This is a genomic window from Chryseobacterium sp. FR048 (assembly GCF_056844665.1).
The window spans coordinates 95642-113315 of the sequence record NZ_JBXDSE010000013.1; the positions used below are offsets into that span (position 1 = coordinate 95642).

Annotated in this window: 16 protein-coding genes; 13 read left to right on the top strand and 3 right to left on the bottom strand. The window is 37.6% G+C overall.

Annotation, left to right across the window (positions count from 1 at the left end; translation table 11 throughout):
- Nucleotides 1-24: 24 nt before the first annotated feature.
- Nucleotides 25-435, bottom strand: a complete 411-nt coding sequence (locus AC106K_RS26165) for a DUF1573 domain-containing protein (RefSeq protein WP_482448550.1) — start codon at nt 433-435, stop codon at nt 25-27.
- A 168-nt stretch (nt 436-603) separates the two neighbouring features.
- On the opposite strand from AC106K_RS26165, the gene AC106K_RS26170 reads away from it, so the two are divergent.
- From AC106K_RS26170 to AC106K_RS26180, 3 genes are all read left to right on the top strand, one after another.
- A complete protein-coding gene (locus tag AC106K_RS26170; protein ID WP_482448552.1) occupies nt 604-1851 on the top strand; it encodes a sensor histidine kinase in 1248 nt (415 codons plus the stop codon).
- 15 nt (nt 1852-1866) lie between these two features.
- Nucleotides 1867-2547: a response regulator transcription factor gene (locus AC106K_RS26175; protein WP_482448554.1), complete on the top strand. Its 681-nt coding sequence runs from the start codon at nt 1867-1869 to the stop codon at nt 2545-2547.
- Between the two features lie 89 nt (nt 2548-2636).
- The gene (locus tag AC106K_RS26180) at nt 2637-4931 is read left to right on the top strand and encodes a GH92 family glycosyl hydrolase (protein WP_482448556.1); all 2295 of its coding nucleotides are present in this window, start codon (nt 2637-2639) and stop codon (nt 4929-4931) included.
- Between the two features lie 225 nt (nt 4932-5156).
- Here AC106K_RS26180 and AC106K_RS26185 read toward each other — a convergent pair whose 3' ends face one another.
- Complete coding sequence (locus tag AC106K_RS26185; RefSeq protein WP_482448558.1) at nt 5157-6491, bottom strand: dihydroorotase; 1335 nt, start codon at nt 6489-6491, stop codon at nt 5157-5159.
- A 187-nt stretch (nt 6492-6678) separates the two neighbouring features.
- Here AC106K_RS26185 and AC106K_RS26190 point away from each other — a divergent pair, with 187 nt between their 5' ends.
- From AC106K_RS26190 to ribA, 8 genes are all read left to right on the top strand, one after another.
- Entirely contained in the window at nt 6679-8133 is a 1455-nt protein-coding gene (locus AC106K_RS26190) for a lipopolysaccharide biosynthesis protein (protein WP_482448559.1), read from the top strand.
- Nucleotides 8134-8284: 151 nt separating this feature from the next.
- Entirely contained in the window at nt 8285-9301 is a 1017-nt protein-coding gene (locus AC106K_RS26195) for a sugar phosphate nucleotidyltransferase (protein ID WP_482448560.1), read from the top strand.
- Between the two features lie 110 nt (nt 9302-9411).
- A complete protein-coding gene (gene lolB1 / locus AC106K_RS26200; RefSeq protein WP_482448561.1) occupies nt 9412-10257 on the top strand; it encodes a lipoprotein insertase outer membrane protein LolB1 in 846 nt (281 codons plus the stop codon).
- Nucleotides 10254-11816: a murein hydrolase activator EnvC family protein gene (locus AC106K_RS26205; RefSeq protein WP_482448562.1), complete on the top strand. Its 1563-nt coding sequence runs from the start codon at nt 10254-10256 to the stop codon at nt 11814-11816. The genes lolB1 and AC106K_RS26205 overlap by 4 nt, the downstream gene beginning before the upstream one ends.
- A 31-nt stretch (nt 11817-11847) precedes the next feature.
- Nucleotides 11848-12060: a Sec-independent protein translocase subunit TatA/TatB gene (locus tag AC106K_RS26210; RefSeq protein ID WP_482448563.1), complete on the top strand. Its 213-nt coding sequence runs from the start codon at nt 11848-11850 to the stop codon at nt 12058-12060.
- A gap of 15 nt (nt 12061-12075) precedes the next feature.
- A complete protein-coding gene (locus tag AC106K_RS26215; protein WP_482448564.1) occupies nt 12076-12690 on the top strand; it encodes a DUF4254 domain-containing protein in 615 nt (204 codons plus the stop codon).
- Nucleotides 12687-13145 (top strand): hypothetical protein, encoded by a 459-nt coding sequence (locus AC106K_RS26220; protein WP_482448566.1) that lies wholly within the window; start codon nt 12687-12689, stop codon nt 13143-13145. The genes AC106K_RS26215 and AC106K_RS26220 overlap by 4 nt, the downstream gene beginning before the upstream one ends.
- A gap of 19 nt (nt 13146-13164) precedes the next feature.
- Nucleotides 13165-13761, top strand: coding sequence for a GTP cyclohydrolase II (gene ribA / locus AC106K_RS26225; protein ID WP_482448567.1), 597 nt, complete (start codon nt 13165-13167; stop codon nt 13759-13761).
- 361 nt (nt 13762-14122) lie between these two features.
- Here the strand turns inward: ribA and AC106K_RS26230 are convergent, their stop codons facing one another.
- The gene (locus AC106K_RS26230) at nt 14123-14671 is read right to left on the bottom strand and encodes a hypothetical protein (protein ID WP_482448568.1); all 549 of its coding nucleotides are present in this window, start codon (nt 14669-14671) and stop codon (nt 14123-14125) included.
- Between the two features lie 115 nt (nt 14672-14786).
- Here AC106K_RS26230 and AC106K_RS26235 point away from each other — a divergent pair, with 115 nt between their 5' ends.
- Together AC106K_RS26235 and bshA are read left to right on the top strand one after the other, a co-directional pair.
- A complete protein-coding gene (locus tag AC106K_RS26235; protein WP_482448569.1) occupies nt 14787-16490 on the top strand; it encodes a glycoside hydrolase family 3 protein in 1704 nt (567 codons plus the stop codon).
- 26 nt (nt 16491-16516) lie between these two features.
- A complete protein-coding gene (bshA, locus tag AC106K_RS26240) occupies nt 16517-17665 on the top strand; it encodes an N-acetyl-alpha-D-glucosaminyl L-malate synthase BshA (RefSeq protein WP_482448571.1) in 1149 nt (382 codons plus the stop codon).
- Nucleotides 17666-17674 lie beyond the last annotated feature (9 nt).

The window sequence follows — 17674 nt, forward strand, 5'->3', positions numbered from 1 at the left end:
CTTATTTATCTGGTTTTAATATTCCTATGAAGCAACCACCCCTTTGAATGAAAGTGTCTTAGGTGTTTTGCTGTCGCTTGTTGTAACATTTACTGTTTTCATGAATGGTCCTACCGCTGCTGCGTTATAACTAGCCTCTACAAATCCTTTTTTTCCAGGAAGGATAGGCTCTTTTGTATAGTCAGCTGTTGTACATCCACATGATGGAGCTACATTTTCTATGATAATCGGTTTTGAAGAGGTGTTTGTAAACTCAAATCTGATTATTTTCGGTTTTCCCTGAGGGATTTTTCCCACATCAATGGATTCTGAATTCCATTTGATGGCATCTGCCACAGTTTTTACAACAGAAGTATTTTCGACAGGAAGTACACCTGCGTAAAACGGAGAGAATGCCATAACGGCTAAAAGTGCAGTGATCTGTAATTTTTTCATGAGTACAAATTTTTGTTAATAGTTAAAAGGAATCGTAATGATCTTTTCTGATATAACAAATGTAAGGGGATTATTGATACGGCTTGTTAACCGCTATCAAACATTTGTTAATAAGTTGTTAATGACAAAAAATAAATAGATATTTTTGGATAATATTGTTTCTCTAAAATGGAAATCAAAAAGCTTAATATTATTATCAGCCTTGGGTTTGTCGCTATCATTGGGATTTTGATAGCTCAGCTTCTCTGGACCCGGCAGGCTTATAATCTTGAAGATAAAAAATTTGATCAAAAAGTTAATCTCGCTTTATTGGAGGTGGTGGAAAAGCTTTCCGGAGATAAGACGTCCTTCACAGAAAATCCCATACAAAACATTTCCAATGATTATTATGTGGTAAATATCAACAATGATTTTCATCCTGCGGTACTCGAACATTATTTAAAGACAGAATTCAATCGTTTTCAGATCAATACCAATTACGTTTATGCATTGTACAATTGCCATAGCGACAGGATGATCTACGGAAAGTATATTTCTACACATCAGGAAAGTTCCAATAATAAAGTCATTCAATTTCCGAAACATAAGAACCTGGTCTACTATTTTTCTATACGTTTTCCTGATAAAGCCACTTATCTGATAAGCTCATTGCGTTTCTGGTATATCCTCACGTTTGCTCTTATCATCATTCTCCTTGTCTATGTATATTCTATTTATACCATCATTCAGCAGAAAAAATTCTCAGAACTTCAAAAGGATTTCATTAATAATATGACCCATGAGTTCAAAACTCCACTGTCCTCTATTCTTTTAGCATCGGAAGCCCTCACAAAGCAGGAATTAGTAAAGGAAAATCCAAAACTCAAAACCTATACTTCCATTATTACCGATCAGAGCTATAAGCTTAATAACCATATTGAGAAGATTTTAAATATTGCAAGAAACGATGCTTCAGGTCTTTCTTTAAAACTTCAAAGAATTGCTTTATACCCATTCATCACGGAAATTGCAGATTCAATGATGCAAAAGAATGAACATCTTACGATCCGAATAGCAATTGAAAATACAGCAACCCTCATTGCCGATGAATTCCATTTTACCAATATCGTTTATAATATTCTCGATAACGCGGTAAAGTACTGTGATACTCAACCGGAAATCCTTATATCTTCTTTTAAAGATTCAAAAGGATTATATTTACAGTTTAAAGACAACGGGATTGGAATTCCCTCTAAAAATATTCCTCATATTTTTGATAAATTTTATCGGATAACGACCAAAAAGAGTGATGAGGTAACAGGCTTTGGTTTAGGGTTATTTTATGTGAAAAAAGTTGTCCAGCAGCACAACTGGAAAATTTCAGTTGAGAATAATCCCGACAAAGGAATTACCATTACCTTATTTTCACCTTTCTAAATGAATGTGCAAGACATGGAAAAATCTAAAATTTTATATGCTGAAGATGACAAAACAATAGCCTTCCTGGTTCAGGATAGCCTTGAGAGCTATTATGAGATTTCCTGTTATCCGGATGGAAGATCTGCACTTGAAGCGTTCAACACCCAAAGTTTTGACATTTGCCTCTTAGACATCATGATGCCTGAAATCAACGGATTTGAACTGGCAGAATATATTCGCAACCAAAACACTGAGATTCCTATTATTTTCATCTCTGCAAAAGCTTTGAAAGAAGACAGAATCAAAGGATTGAAAATAGGGGCAGACGATTACATCATAAAGCCGTTCAGTATTGAAGAACTGATCCTGAAAATTGAAGTTTTTCTAAAGCGTTCAAAGAAAACCAGCCCTCAGCCGTCACAATACAGAGTCGGAAAATATAATTTCGACCCTAAAAACTATACCTTACAAGATGTGAATCATACCATTACTCTTACTCAAAGGGAGTCTGAACTGCTCCTTTATTTTATCCGTCATAAAAATACGGTAGTAAAAAGGCAGGATATTCTGAAGGCGATCTGGGGTGATGATGATTATTTTATGGGGCGGAGCCTGGATGTATTTATTTCAAGGCTGAGAAAAGTGTTTGCGCATGAAGAAAATATATCAATCGAAAATCTGCATGGGATAGGTTTCCGGTTTTCTGAAAAATAAAGCCTTGGGCATTTTTACATAAATTAAACGAAGAGATGATTATTCTTTGAATTTTTAATTAATTTTATCTTTTAAATAATCTACTTTTCATGAAAAATCCCGGGACTGCTATTTTTCTCTCATTTTTGTTTTTCACCTCATTTAAAGCCCAAAAGTTCGAAAAGCTTTATCAGTACGTCAATCCGATGATCGGAACAGAAAAAATGGGACACACCTACCCTGGTGCTACAGTTCCTTTTGGAGCCGTGCAGCTCAGCCCTGAAACGGACAGCCTTTCCTATGAACTCAATGGAAAATACAATGGAGATGTTTACAAATACTGTGCAGGCTACCGCTATGAAGATAAAACCATAGTAGGTTTCAGCTCAACCCATTTCAGTGGTACAGGCCATTCTGACCTTGGGGATTTTCTCGTTATGCCTACCGTAGGGAAACTACAGCTTAACCCAGGAACGGCTTCTCACCCGGAAAATGGCTACAGAAGTAGATTTTCACATCAAAATGAAATTTCAGAAGCAGGCTATTATAAAGTAAAGCTTGATGATCATCATATTCTTGCAGAATTGACAGCAACCCCCAGAGTGGGCGTTCATCGTTATACCTTTCCTAAATCTGATCAGGCTCATATTATTTTAGATCTGATGGCCGGAATTTATAATTATGACGGAAAAAACATATGGACCTACGTTCGGGTAGAAAACGGCAACACCATTACAGGGTATCGGCAGACCAATGGCTGGGCAAGAACCAGAACTGTTTATTTTGCCATGAAATTCTCAAAGCCTTTCAAAAATTATGGTCAGAAAAATTATGATGAAAAGCAAGTATACAAGGGTTTTTGGAGAAAATTTGACCAGACTAAAAATTTTCCGGAAATCGCAGGAAAGAATCTGAAAATGTATTTTGATTTTGATACTCAGGAAAACGAAGCAATCGAAGTAAAACTTGCTATTTCTCCCGTAAGCCAGGCCAATGCCATGGAAAACCTTGAAAAAGAAGCCGGAAGTTTATCTTTCGACCAGGTCAGATCCCAAGCACAGGAAAGCTGGAACAAAGAACTGAATAAAATCATCATCAAAGGTTCCGATACTGAAAAGACCAATTTTTATACAGCAATGTATCATACCTTTATCAATCCCACCGTCTATATGGATGTCAACGGAGAGTATAAAGGACTGGATCAAAACATTCACAAAGCATCAGGTTTTACCAATTATACTACTTTTTCTCTGTGGGATACTTACCGTGCACTCCACCCATTCTTCAATATTATACAACCTCAGCGAAATAACGATATGGTAAGGTCAATGATGGCCCACTACGATCAGTTTTCTATGAAAATGCTGCCAATCTGGTCCCATTATGCCAATGATAACTGGTGTATGAGCGGCTACCATAGTGTAAGTGTAGTGGCAGACGCCATTATCAAAGGAAACTATAACGGAGATCCTAAAGCAGCTTTGAAAGCCTGCGTAGAAACCGCCAACAAAAGGGATTATGAAGGGATCGGACAATACATTGATCTGGGCTATATTCCTGCGGAGAAAAACGGAACTTCGGTTTCAAATACTCTGGAATATGCTTATGACGACTGGGCTATTGCTCAGCTTGCAAAACATTTAGGTGAAACAGAAATTTATCACCAATTCATCAAACGTTCCGAAAACTGGAAAAATAATTTTGATCCAACGATGGGTTTTATGCGTCCCCGACTGACAGATGGAAGTTTCAAAAAGGATTTCGACGTATTGAGCACCCATGGACAAGGCTTTATTGAAGGAAATTCCTGGAACTACAGCTTCTTTGTTCCTCAAAATCCTGACGAACTGATCAAAATGATGGGTGGTAAAAAGAAATTCGCTTCAAAACTAGACGAATTATTCACCATGCATCTTCCTGATGAGTTTTTTGCAGATACCGAAGACATCACGCGGGAAGGAATCATCGGCGGCTACGTTCACGGAAACGAACCAGCCCATCATGTCGCCTACCTTTATAACTGGGCAGGACAGCCTTGGAAAACTCAGGCACAGATCCGACGCATTTTAGAAATGCAATATAAAGCTACCCCTGACGGATTGGGAGGAAATGATGATACAGGACAAATGAGTGCCTGGTATATTTTAAGCTCTTTAGGTTTTTACCCTGTAGCTCCAGGCTCTGAAGATTATGCTATCGGAAGCCCGGCTATTGATCATGCGGTTTTAAATCTGGAAAACGGAAAGACTTTTGAAATCGAAGCGATTAATCAAAATCCGAAAAATGTATATGTTCAGAAAATTCTTCTCAATGGAAAGGAAATTAAAGATTTCACCCTGAAGCATTCTCAGATTATGAATGGCGGGAAGCTTACTTTTTATATGGGGAGTAAGGAGAAAAGGTAAAATCGTAAAATCGTGCAAATGCATAAAGGCGGAATGAATATTCCCGGCCAAGGTAATTTTTCTGCTATGATGATATATAAGTTTTGGCTAAAGCCAATGGAAGTTTTAAAATAAAGAAAGCGGGCTAAAGCCCGCTTCTATTGAATTCTTATGATGACCTCCAGCTGTAAACAGGAGACTATTTTACGATTTAGCCGTTTTACATTTTCGCCTTTTCGCCCTAAATTACTCTACTTCAAAAAGCAAACGTTCTCCAAACTTCTCCTCAGCAATGACTCCGTTATCATATACCAGATGACCGTTCACAAACGTATGGGTTACCTTAGAATGGAAGTTCATTCCTTCTAATGGGCTCCATCCGCATTTGTACAGGATATTGTCTTTGGAAACCGTCCAGTCTGCATTCAGGTCTACCAATACAAGATCAGCTTTATATCCTTCTCGCACGAAACCTCTTTTTTCCACTCTGAAAAGGATGGCAGGATTGTGGCACATTTTCTCCACGATTTTTTCTAGGGAAATTTTACCGTTTTTATAATTTTCAAGCATTACTACTAATGAATGCTGTACCAATGGGGCTCCTGACGGGCATTTTGTATACACATTATTCTTTTCTTCCGCCGTATGAGGAGCATGGTCTGTAGCAATTACATCAATTCTGTCATCCAGAAGAGCTTCCCAAAGTCCGTCCTTATCTTTCTGTGTTTTTACTGCAGGATTCCATTTGATCAAACCACCTCTTGTTTCATAATCTTCATTAGTGAAAGTCAAGTGATGAACACAAACCTCAGCTGTGATTTTTTTATCTTTTAAAGGAATATCATTTCTGAAAAGTTCCATTTCCTTTGCTGTCGAAAGGTGGAAAACGTGAAGTCTCGCTCCTGTTTTCTGAGCAAGTTCTACCGCTTTGGAAGAAGATTTATAGCACGCTTCTTCACTTCGGATCAAATGGTGAAACTTTACCGGAATATCTTCTCCGTATTCATCGATGTACTTTTGGGTATTGGCTCTGATGGTTGCTTCATCTTCACAGTGAACGGCGATCAGCATTTTGGTGTTACTGAAAATATTTTCAAGGGTTTCCGGATTATCTACCAGCATATTTCCTGTGGATGAGCCCAGGAACAACTTAATTCCCGGAACATTTCTTGGATTGGTCTTTAAAACCTCTTCAAGATTATCATTGGTACCTCCCATCATGAAACCATAATTGGCATAAGCTTTTTGAGCTCCAATTTCATATTTATCAGCCAGCAATTCCTGAGTAACCGCATTCGGCACGGTATTGGGCTGATCGATAAAACTGGTGATCCCTCCAGCTATGGCAGACCTGGATTCACTTTCAATGTCTCCTTTATGCGTAAGACCCGGCTCACGAAAATGTACCTGATCATCAATCACTCCCGGAAGAAGATATTTTCCGGAACCATCAATGATCTGATCTGCTTCTTCAGAAATAGCTGTACCAATGGCAGCAATTACATCGTTTTCTATTAAGACATCGCTCTCAAAGACTCTGCCTTCGTTGACGATATTTACATTTTTGATAAGGATTTTCATTTTACTTTTTAGAAATTAGATTAGATACCAGAAACTAGAGCGATTTTAAGTTAAAAAATGAAATTATTAAATTCTAACATCTAATATCTAGCTTCTAAAAAGCAAAATTAAGGTTTATGAATGAATTTTAATATCACCCGTTACAAATCAATTTCTAAATATTTACATTTGCATAAAATTTTTCGAATTGTATAAGAAATTATTTGGGCAGACAGCGGTATATGGACTCAGTTCTGTATTGGTCCGTATCTTCCCATTCATTATTGCGCCAATCGTGACAAAGGCCTTCGGGCCGGCAGCTTCATCGCCATTTGTAGACTGGTATTCCATAGCGGGAGTGATCACCGTATTGCTCACCCATGGTATGGAAACTTCTTTTTTCCGATTTGCTCAGGAAGAAAATATTGATAAAAAAACATTAATTTCTACCTGTTCGGTGAGTATCATCAGCATGGGGCTGATCTATCTTATTCTGGGATACGTATTCAGGTTTCAGCTGGCACAGGCCTTTGAAACACCTGATCAGGTCAATTACCTTATCATCTTTCTCTTTATCCTTTCTTTGGATGCTTTTTCTACCATTCCATCGGCAATATTGAGGCTTCAGGGGAAACCTTTTAAATATATGCTGTCTAAGGTAGCAGGATCTCTGGTTTATTTTTTGCTGGTGATCTTTTTTATAAGATGGCTTCCCAATCATCCTGAAGGAATTTTAGGCTTAAAATATAATCCCGATTTTGGGGTAGGCTATGTTTTTGTGGCCAACCTTATTCAGAGTATCATCACACTTTTAATTGTGGGGAAAGAATTCTTCAGTTTCAGCATTTCGAAATTTGATTTCGGTTTATGGAAAAGAATTATGAATTACTCCTGGCCGGTTATGATTGCAGGACTTGCAGGGATTGTCAATCAAACGCTGGACAGACAGTTCCTGAAATATCTGTTGCCTGAAGAAGAAGCCCGCCACCAGATTGGAGTGTATGGAGCGGTATATAAAATCGCCACTTTTATTACAGTTTTCAGACAGGCCTATCAATTAGGAATTGAACCTTATTTCTTTTCAAGTTTTAAAAATAAAGATTCTCATAAGACCTATGCCGTCCTGATGGATGTTTTCGTCATATGCAGCTGTATCATTTATATGGGGCTGATGGTCAATCTTCAGTGGATCTCTGAAAAATATCTGAGGAATCCTCTTTATTATGAAGGAATTGAAATCATTCCTTTTGTAATGCTGGGAGCTCTGTTTCTGGGAATCTATCTTAACCTTTCCATTTGGTATAAACTATCCGATCAGACACGCGTAGGACTGTATATTTCAGTAATTGGTGCTTGTATTACGATCCTGATCAACTTCCTGTTTATTCCAACCTATGGATATTGGGCAAGTGCTATGGCAGCTCTGATCACCTTTATGTCTATGATGGTTATCTCCTATGTCTGGGGCCAGAAGCAATACCCTATTCATTATAATACGGGTAAGATTGCCATGTATCTGGTTTTCACGATTACTTTTTCACTCCTTTCTTTTTATGAGTTCAGAACCAATTATCTGGTAGGAAATCTATTCCTGATCTTATTCCTTGGTCTTGTCGCTTTTAAAGAAAAAGCCATCGTATCCAAAATCCTGAAAAGGTCATAACCTTTGGTCCCTCTTTTGATAATAATTATACCTTACAACAGCAAACAAAGACTCTAACCATGATAAGTATTATGTCTTAAAGGCATTTAAATTACTATATTTAGCAAAAAAAATAAACTACATTTAAACAAAAAACATCGTTATATCATCTATGAAAATTATTGTTCCTATGGCTGGACGCGGATCCAGACTACGTCCACATACATTGACCGTTCCAAAACCACTTATTCCTATCGCTGGTAAACCTATTGTACAGAGATTGGTGGAAGATATTGCTAAGGTTGCAGGAGAAAAAATTGAAGAAGTAGCATTTATCATCGGAGACTTTGGACCTGAGATCGAAAGATCCCTTATTCAGATTGCTGAAAAGCTTGGAGCAAAAGGAAGCATATATTATCAGAATGACCCTCTTGGAACTGCCCATGCCATCAAGTGTGCCGAGCAGTCTATGCAGGGAGATGTGGTGATTGCTTTCGCAGATACCTTATTCCGTGCCGATTTCCAATTAGATAAAAACTCAGATGGAGTGATCTGGGTAAAAAGTGTGGAAGATCCTTCTGCATTCGGGGTTGTAAAATTAGACAACTACGGTTTCATCACTGATTTTGTTGAAAAACCGCAGACTTTCGTTTCTGATCTTGCCATCATCGGAATCTATTATTTCAACAGCGCTGAAAAGCTGATGGATGAGATCAACTATATTATGGAAAATAATATTAAAAACGGAGGCGAATATCAGCTGACTACTGCTTTGGAAAACCTGAGAGCAAAAGGAGCTAAGTTTACTCTGGGAAAAGTAAATGACTGGATGGACTGTGGTAACAAAAATGCAACAGTAGAAACCAACAGCAAGATTCTTGAATATGAAAGAGAGGAAATGACCCACTACCCAGCTTCGGCAGTAATTGAGAATTCTTTGATCATCCAGCCTTGTTTCATCGGGGAGAATGTAAAGATTTCCAATTCTAAAGTAGGACCTGGTGTTTCATTGGGTAACAATACTACGGTAGTAAATTCTAATATCGAGAATTCCCTGATTCAGGAAAATACAAGAATCAATCATGGAAACCTTTCCAATTCTATGATCGGTAATTCTGCTCAATATTTCGGGGTAGCCAGAGAAATTTCTTTGGGAGACTACTCTGTTTTAGATTTTCTTTCTAAATAAATAAGACCGGAAATTCTTTAACTTAAACAAGATATAATCAAACCACACAAAACAATTTGTGTGGTTTGGCGTTAATATTGCACGATTTTTTTAAATCAAAAGATAAATACATGAAAAATTGGATACCACTCTTTTTATTGCTTCTTGCTTTATCATCCTGTAAAACCCGCACCGGTGCCAAAAATGACACTACCAATACACGGGACAGCATCAGAACAGCAGAAGACAACAGAAATCCAAAAGATGTAAATGAACCGGTGAGAGACAAATTCACTTTCTTCGAACATGTAGTGGTTCCTCCAAAATTTGACCAGATCAAGATTGACAGTAAAGTACGTGTAGAAACAGGAAGCTATGTTCCCACTCTGGATGCTACCATCTATATTGAAAACGACAAAAAGGTATGGATGAATCTGAGAGCCCTTTTCATCAATGCTGCCAGAGGAATTGCAACTCCGGAAGGCATAAAGGGACAAGATAAAATCAACAAGACTTATATCGATTCTGATTTTGATTACCTCAACAATTTACTGAATGTCAATTTCATTGATTACAAAGCACTCGAAAAAATCTTACTGGGGCGAACATTTGTAAAGATCAATGATTCACAGTTTACTCTGACTCAAAATGCTCAGGGGTATAAAATGGTTTCCAACGTCAATCAGAAAATTGTAACGGATGAGAAACAGAGAGAGTATAAAATCGTCCTGCAATATGATACCAATTACGATTTATTAAGTGTCAATCTGAAAGATATTCTTTCTTCAGACGAACTGGAAATTTCTTATAGTGACTGGGAGGAGTTCAACGGAATACGTCTTCCAAAAAATGTTAAAATAATTATAAAAGGTTCAAAATCTAGTCAAATCTTACTGGAAAATACGAAATTTGACTTTTCGAGGATGGAAACACCTTATTCTGTACCATCCAGTTATAAGAAAATAGAGATTAAATGATTAAAAAATTTAGCTTTTTAATAGGTGTTCTTATGTTCGGACTGCACCAGGGACAGCAGAAGAAGGAACAGCTGCAGAAGCAGAATGCCGAACTTAAAAAACAAATTGCACAAATAAATACAGATTTAGCTAAAACAAGAAGCGAATCTAAACTTTCTATAGCCTACCTTACCAGCGTTAATCAAAAGTTAGTCTTAAGAGAAAAGGTCTACAACAATACTCAAAAAGAAAAGAGATTTATTGAAGATGACATCTATCTGAAACAACTTGAAATTAACCGCCAGAATAAAGAACTGGCAGTTCTGAGAAAGAACTATGCTGAGGTCCTGGTAAATGCTTATAAAAATAAAGGGGTACAGAACAAAGTAACCTTCATCCTTTCAGCTAAAAACATGGGCGAGGCGATCCGAAGAGTACAATATCTAAAACAGTATTCGGATTATCAGGATAAAAAAGCCGCTGAAATTTCCAATGCAGCCAATCAGATCAAAAAAACAATTTCCCAAAGACAGAGCTCTGTAAAGGAGAAGGAAAATCTTTTGGTCAATCAACAGAAAGATCTGGCTACCATCAATGCAGAAAGGGCACAAAAAGAACAGCTGGTAGCTGATTTTAAAAAGAATGAGTCTAAACTTACTGCTGAATTAAAGCAGAAACAGGCACAGAATAAAGTTATTGAAGGCCAGATCAGAGCGATCATCGCTGAAGAGATCAGAATAGCAAAGGCAGAGGAAGAAGCAAGAAAAAAGGCAGAAGCTGAAAAAATCCGTTTAGCCAAAATTGCTGCTGAAAGAGAAAAAGCAAGAATTGAAGCTGAGGCCAAAGCAAGAGCAGAAGCTCTTGAAAGAGAAAGAAAACTGGCTGAAGCTGAAGCAAAAAGAGCTGCTGAGCTGGCTGCAAAAAGAGCTGAAGAAGAAAGAAAACGTAATGAAGAGGCTGCCAGAGCAGAAGCTAATGCCCGAGATGAAGCCAGAAAACTGGCTGCTAAGAAAGCCTCCGATGAAGCCAATGCCAAGGCTAAAGAAGCTGCTGATAAATTAGCTGCTGCAAGAGCCGCAGAAGCAGCCCTTGCCAAGAGAAAAGAAGAAGAGAAAAAAGCTGCTGAAACCAAAGCCATGACAAGCTATGGGGTTTCTACAGCATCTGGGAACAACTTTGCCGACAACAGAGGTAGATTGGGGTACCCTGCAGACAGAGCGGGACAGATCACTCACCGTTTCGGAAGACAGCCGCACCCGGTATTCAAAAATATTACGGAAGAAAATAACGGTATTAAAATTTCCGTGCCTTCAGGGACAAGAGCAAAATCTGTGTTCCCGGGATCAGTATCTTCTGTATTGGCCAATAATGACGGAACAAAGACCGTTATCATCAAACATGGAAGCTATTTTACAATCTATTCCAACTTAGGAAGTGTAAGTGTTTCCAAGGGACAGCAGGTTTCTTCAGGAACTCCTGTGGGTACAGTAGCTCAGGATTTTGACGGCGCTTATACCCTTGATTTCCAAGTATGGAACGGAAGTACCCCTGTTGATCCATTAGGTTGGATTTCATATTAAAAAAAGTGTAACTTTGCAAAAATTTTAAGAGATGAATACACTAACAATACTTGCCATATCTTGGCAACACATCCTTATCGTAGCGATCGTTTTAGTGATGCTTTTTGGAGGAAAGAAAATCCCTGAATTAATGAGAGGAGTAGGTTCAGGAATCAAGGAATTTAAAGATGCTGTAAAGGAAGAAGACAAACCAGGTTCTGAAAAGAAGACATCTTCTACCGACAATAATTCTTCAAGCAACTAAAATTACCGAGAATTAATGAAATTTACTGAGACTGCATGGAAAGTCTTCAATCAATCTATTGAAGACTATCACGTGTCTGATGACGTTAACACTCTAATTAATAACCCGTTCGAAAAAGACAGTTTGGAACGGATTTTGTATGCAAAGAACTGGATTGATACCGTTCAATGGCATCTGGAAGATATTATTAGAGATGAAAATATTGATCCGGCTGAAGCTCTTCAACTCAAGAGAACAATAGACGCCTCCAATCAGAAAAGAACTGACCTGGTGGAATACATTGACAGCTGGTTCCTTAATAAGTTTGAAAATACAACTCCAAAACCTGAAGCAAAGATCAATACGGAAACTCCCGCCTGGGCAGTGGACAGATTATCAATTCTTGCACTAAAGGTTTATCATATGTCATTAGAAGCCAATAGAGAATCTGCTTCTGAAGAACACAGAAACAACTGCCAGGCTAAACTGGATGTACTGCTTACTCAGAAAGAGGACCTATCAACTTCTATAGATCAGTTGCTTGCTGATATTGAAAACGGTAATGTTAAGATGAAGGTATACAAACAAATGAAAATGTATAACGATGAAAGTCTTAACCCAATCCTTTATCAAAAAGGGCAACAAAAATGAAAAGACTAGTTTTTTTTGGAGTACTTATTATACTAACATCTTCCTGCGCAACGGAAAAGCTTAACCTTTCTCCGCTGTCAAATAACTTTTATAGTGATACTAAGGGTTCTGATTCTGACCGAAGTTCAAAAAAGAATTTTAATATCAATATCAAAGAGAATGTAAATGCTTCTGAAATTTCAAACATCATCTCTACTTTTCCCAAGTTTAAAAACAACGGGCTGAATGATGAGATTACCAATTTGAAATATAGCCTTCAGAATTATTTATATGCTATTGATGCCAACAATTCTACAGGAAAGAAAAGGGCACTTACAAGCTTCGAAAAATCGTACAAGAAAATTCAAAAGCAAAGACAAAGTCTGGGCAAAGATGACGACGAAGTTCTCAACAGGTATTTGGTTCGTTTGAAAACCAACATTTCTGTTATTGAAGATGCTTTACCAGGAAGTTAAAAAACTAATTGAACAATCAATGATTAAAATTCAGGCGGAAGCCAATGTTCCCACAGAACACGGTACTTTCCGAATGATAGCTTTCTCCGAAAATGAAAACGACTGGATGCCCCACATGGCTATTGTCGCAGAAAATACGGATTTTACAAAACCTGTGAACGTCCGTTTCCATTCTGAATGTATTACCGGAGAAGTTTTCCATTCAAAAAAATGTGAATGCGGTCAGCAGCTTGATGCTGCCATGAAATACATCCATGAAAATGGCGGGATTATTATCTATCTCCGTCAGGAAGGAAGAAATATCGGGATCATCAACAAGCTTAAGGCTTACTCTCTACAGGAAAAAGGACTGGATACAGTACAGGCTAATCTCGAACTGGGACTTCCTGCTGATGATAGAAACTTTGGAGTAGCAATCGAGATCCTTAACCTATTGGATGTAAAAGACATCAATCTGCTTACCAATAATCCCGAAAAGGTAAAATATGTAGTAGACAGTAACATTCACCTCAATTCAAGGGTACCGCTACAGATTCCTGCGAACGAAATAAGCAAAGGATACCTGCAAACAAAAAAAGATTTCTTTGGACATCTGTTGGATGGCAATGATAACTAGATAAAACAAAAGCTTCAGATTTTCTGAGGCTTTTTTATTTGCATCCATCCGCCATAAGACAGGGGCCAATCCTACAAAATATATAATATAGGTTTTGGCTGAAGCCAATGGATTTTTTATATATGAATGAACGGGCTAAAGCCCGTTCCTATTGATAATAATGGAGATCAATAATTCAATACCACTATTTTCTATTTCATTTTAATTCAAAAAAATATTTCACCTCCCTCTGATCAGCTATTTATTATAATCTTTACTAGCTCCTGATCATTCCGGCTACCTATTTATCAAAAAATCAAAAGCCCCGAGGTTTCCCCCGGAGCTTTCTTTAATTATAAAAAACTGAAAAGATATTTCTTAATTATTTCACATTGACTGTCTGTACCTTACTTTCATCAAGATTGTAATATTTTGCTACTGCATTGTAGTCACTGTAATCTATATTAGGCTTAGCTGCAGCTGCATTTTTACCTGCTGTCTTACCAGCATTAGCAAAAACCAAAACAATTCTGAAAGTCTGGTTATTTAAATAGGTGTTAGCTTCCGCAGAAGTTAAGGTAGCCGGAGCCACTCCTTCAGTGAAGATCTCTACTTTCTGAGAATTGAATAGGAAATTATATTCTAATTCTCTGTTATTAGCAAGGTAATAAGTCTTAGGAACCAATTGCCATGCATTATTTGCAGTAGGGTCTTTTCTGTAAACCAGTACTACATCAGTAGTGTTAATGTTAAGTAATTCAACGTGTGCATAATTATTTGAACTGTTTAAAGAAACATTCACGTCTTTCATCAACGGAACAGTATCACTATCTGTACCTGGATTTTGTACAACTACATCATCACTTCTGTCACAGCTATAAGATAAGAAACCGATACCGGCGAGTAATATAAATGGAAGAATTTTTTTCATTTCTATAAATGTTTAGTTATTATTTATATTGCGTATTCAAATCATATACCAAAAATCTCAAAAACATTGTTTTCGTCATTTTTTTAATCGTATTTTTGTTCTTATTCAAAAAGTCATGAGGAAATTAGTATATACTTCACTCTTTATTGTTGCATTGATAAGTCCTAAGGTGAACGCTCAGTATCAACCTAAAAATGCTTCCAAAGAAGATTTAAAAAAGGCTCAGCAATGGGTTGATAAAACTTATAAGAATCTTTCTCAGGAAGAAAAACTAGGACAGCTTTTCATTGTTGCTCTGTATACCAATAAGGGAGAAGACTATATCAGCCAGGTAAGAAATATTGTTACAAATGATAAGATCGGGGGTCTTATTCTGATGCAGGATGATGCGGCAAGGGAAATCAACCTGGTCAATGAATTCCAACAAAAATCAAAGATTCCTTTGATGATCGGGATGGATGCGGAATGGGGACTGTTTCAGAGAATTGCTAAGGCTCATAAATTTCCGTGGGCGATGACGTTAGGTGCTATTCAGGATAAGAATCTCGTGTACCAGATGTCTGCAAAAATAGCTGAAGACTGCCACAGAATGGGAATCAATTGGGATTTTGCACCTGTAGTAGATGTCAATACCAATCCCAACAACCCTATTATCGGAAACAGAAGTTTTGGTTCTGAGGTAGATAATGTGATCAGTTCGGCCCTATCCTACTCTAACGGGTTGCAGGATAACAATATTTTAGCCGCCATCAAGCATTTCCCGGGGCATGGTGACACAAGTACAGACTCTCACCTGGATCTTCCGGTGGTTTCCCACAATATGGACAGGCTCAACACAATAGAACTGGCTCCATTCAAAGCTTTGATGAATAAAGGAATCGGTGGAGTAATGGTGGCTCATTTATATGTTCCTAGTTTAGAATCAGGAAAAGGAATTCCGGCTTCTGTTTCTAAAAACATTATTACAGGATTGCTGAAAGAGAAATTAGGCTATAAAGGTTTGATCATTACAGATGCCCTAAACATGGGCGCTGTAGCAAACAAGTACAAACCCGGAGAACTGGATGCTATGGCCTTTAAAGCAGGAAATGATATAATGCTTTTCTCACAGGGTGTTTCTGAAGGAAAAAAACTGATTCAGAAAGCTATTGATAACAAAGAAATTCCCCAGTCAAGAGTGGAAGAAAGTGTAAAGAAAATTTTACTGACAAAATATTTCCTGGGACTTACCCAATACACTCCAAAAAATCCGGACAACATCAATGCTGATCTGAATAACGATTCTCATAAAGTATTGGTTCAGAATCTTTATGCAAACGCACTAACTCTATTAAAGAACGATAAAAAATTGCTTCCTATATCTGGAAAACAGGTTTATTATGTTCCTTTGGAAGAAGCACCTTATCAGACTTTTGCCAACAGACTGGGAACGAATGTAACCCTTAAAAAAGCTAATGAGATCAATACAATTCCTTCCGGCTCTACTGTCCTCGTAGGTTTCCATAAGGATAACTCAACAGCTTACAAGCCTTATAAGATCTCTCCGGAATCTAAAAAAGTACTTGCTGATCTGGCTAAAAATCAAAATGTAATTCTAAATGTATTCGGAAGTGCATATGCATTAAAAGATATTGACATCTCCAAAGTGTCAACCGTTCTTGTTTCTTACGAAAACAACGATGATTCTATGAATGCAACAGCTGACGCATTAAATGGTAAAACAAAAATATGGGGAAGACTTCCCGTATTGGTCAATGAACAGCTGAAGCCAGGAATAGGAATGGATCTTAATGCAGCTCCCTCAGCAAATCCCCAATAACACAACATCAAAACAACAATAATCTAATGAAAATAGGCATACTTTGCTATCCAACCTATGGAGGAAGCGGAATTGTAGCAACAGAACTAGGAATGTCCCTTGCCAATAAAGGGTATGAAGTTCACTTCATCAGCTCTGCACTTCCGGCAAGGCTGGACATTACCAATCCTAATATTTTCTTTCACCGAGTGAATGTTCAGACCTACCCTCTTTTCCAGTATCAACCTTATGATATTGCGTTAAGTTCTATGATCTACAGGGTTGTCAATCTTTATAAACTGGACCTGTTACATGCCCATTATGCCATCCCTTATGCGTATGCAGCATTTACAGCAAAGCAAATGCTTAAGGAAGATAATAACGACATTCCGCTGGTAACCACTCTACACGGTACGGATATTACTCTTGTAGGTCAGCACCCGAGTTATAAGCATGCGGTAGAATTTTCGATCAACCAGTCTGACGCTATTACTTCAGTTTCTGAAAGTCTGAAAAAAGATACACTTCAGTTTTTCAACATCAAAAAAGAAATTCAGGTGATTACCAATTTCATTGATAATTCTGAATTTGACGACTGCTCTGAGTGCCAGAGAACACAGTTTGCCAATCCGGATGAAAAAATCCTGATTCACGTATCCAACTTACGTCCTGTAAAACGTGTGGATGAAGTTCTTCAAATCTTTAAAAATGTAGAGAAAAAGGTAAAATCTAAATTGATCATCATTGGTGAAGGTCCTGATATGGAAAAAGTGAATCAGTTTTTGGAAGAAAATCCTGAGCTTATTTCAAAAATCCGTCTTCTGGGGAAAGTCAATGATCTTTATAAAATTTTGCAGCTTTCGGATGTATTTCTTCTTCCATCGGAACAGGAAAGTTTCGGCTTGGCAGCATTGGAAGCGATGGCCGCCTACACTCCTGTGATCAGCTCGAATGCAGGGGGAATTCCTGAAGTAAACATTCAGGGCGAGACCGGTTATCTTGCAGAAATAGGAAATGTGGAAGCTATGAGTAACTATACCATCAAACTATTGAGCAATGATGAACTTTTAGTCAAAATGAAGCAGAATGCGAAAGATCAGGCTATAAAATTCGATTTGAAAAACATTCTTCCTATTTATGAGAAGATGTACAGAACAACTATAGAAAATTTTAAGAATGAGCTTACGAAAGCATAATTAATCATT

What these genes read in the sequence shown, in the direction of transcription:
- bshA (WP_482448571.1), top strand. Translation starts at nt 16,517, where the DNA reads ATGAAAATAGGCATACTTTGCTATCCAACCTATGGAGGAAGCGGAATT.
- AC106K_RS26180 (WP_482448556.1), top strand. Translation starts at nt 2,637, where the DNA reads ATGAAAAATCCCGGGACTGCTATTTTTCTCTCATTTTTGTTTTTCACC.
- AC106K_RS26235 (WP_482448569.1), top strand. Translation starts at nt 14,787, where the DNA reads ATGAGGAAATTAGTATATACTTCACTCTTTATTGTTGCATTGATAAGT.
- AC106K_RS26195 (WP_482448560.1), top strand. Translation starts at nt 8,285, where the DNA reads ATGAAAATTATTGTTCCTATGGCTGGACGCGGATCCAGACTACGTCCA.
- AC106K_RS26220 (WP_482448566.1), top strand. Translation starts at nt 12,687, where the DNA reads ATGAAAAGACTAGTTTTTTTTGGAGTACTTATTATACTAACATCTTCC.
- AC106K_RS26210 (WP_482448563.1), top strand. Translation starts at nt 11,848, where the DNA reads ATGAATACACTAACAATACTTGCCATATCTTGGCAACACATCCTTATC.
- AC106K_RS26205 (WP_482448562.1), top strand. Translation starts at nt 10,254, where the DNA reads ATGATTAAAAAATTTAGCTTTTTAATAGGTGTTCTTATGTTCGGACTG.
- AC106K_RS26230 (WP_482448568.1), bottom strand. Translation starts at nt 14,671, where the DNA reads ATGAAAAAAATTCTTCCATTTATATTACTCGCCGGTATCGGTTTCTTA.
- AC106K_RS26170 (WP_482448552.1), top strand. Translation starts at nt 604, where the DNA reads ATGGAAATCAAAAAGCTTAATATTATTATCAGCCTTGGGTTTGTCGCT.
- AC106K_RS26215 (WP_482448564.1), top strand. Translation starts at nt 12,076, where the DNA reads ATGAAATTTACTGAGACTGCATGGAAAGTCTTCAATCAATCTATTGAA.
- AC106K_RS26185 (WP_482448558.1), bottom strand. Translation starts at nt 6,491, where the DNA reads ATGAAAATCCTTATCAAAAATGTAAATATCGTCAACGAAGGCAGAGTC.
- ribA (WP_482448567.1), top strand. Translation starts at nt 13,165, where the DNA reads ATGATTAAAATTCAGGCGGAAGCCAATGTTCCCACAGAACACGGTACT.
- AC106K_RS26165 (WP_482448550.1), bottom strand. Translation starts at nt 435, where the DNA reads ATGAAAAAATTACAGATCACTGCACTTTTAGCCGTTATGGCATTCTCT.
- AC106K_RS26175 (WP_482448554.1), top strand. Translation starts at nt 1,867, where the DNA reads ATGGAAAAATCTAAAATTTTATATGCTGAAGATGACAAAACAATAGCC.
- lolB1 (WP_482448561.1), top strand. Translation starts at nt 9,412, where the DNA reads ATGAAAAATTGGATACCACTCTTTTTATTGCTTCTTGCTTTATCATCC.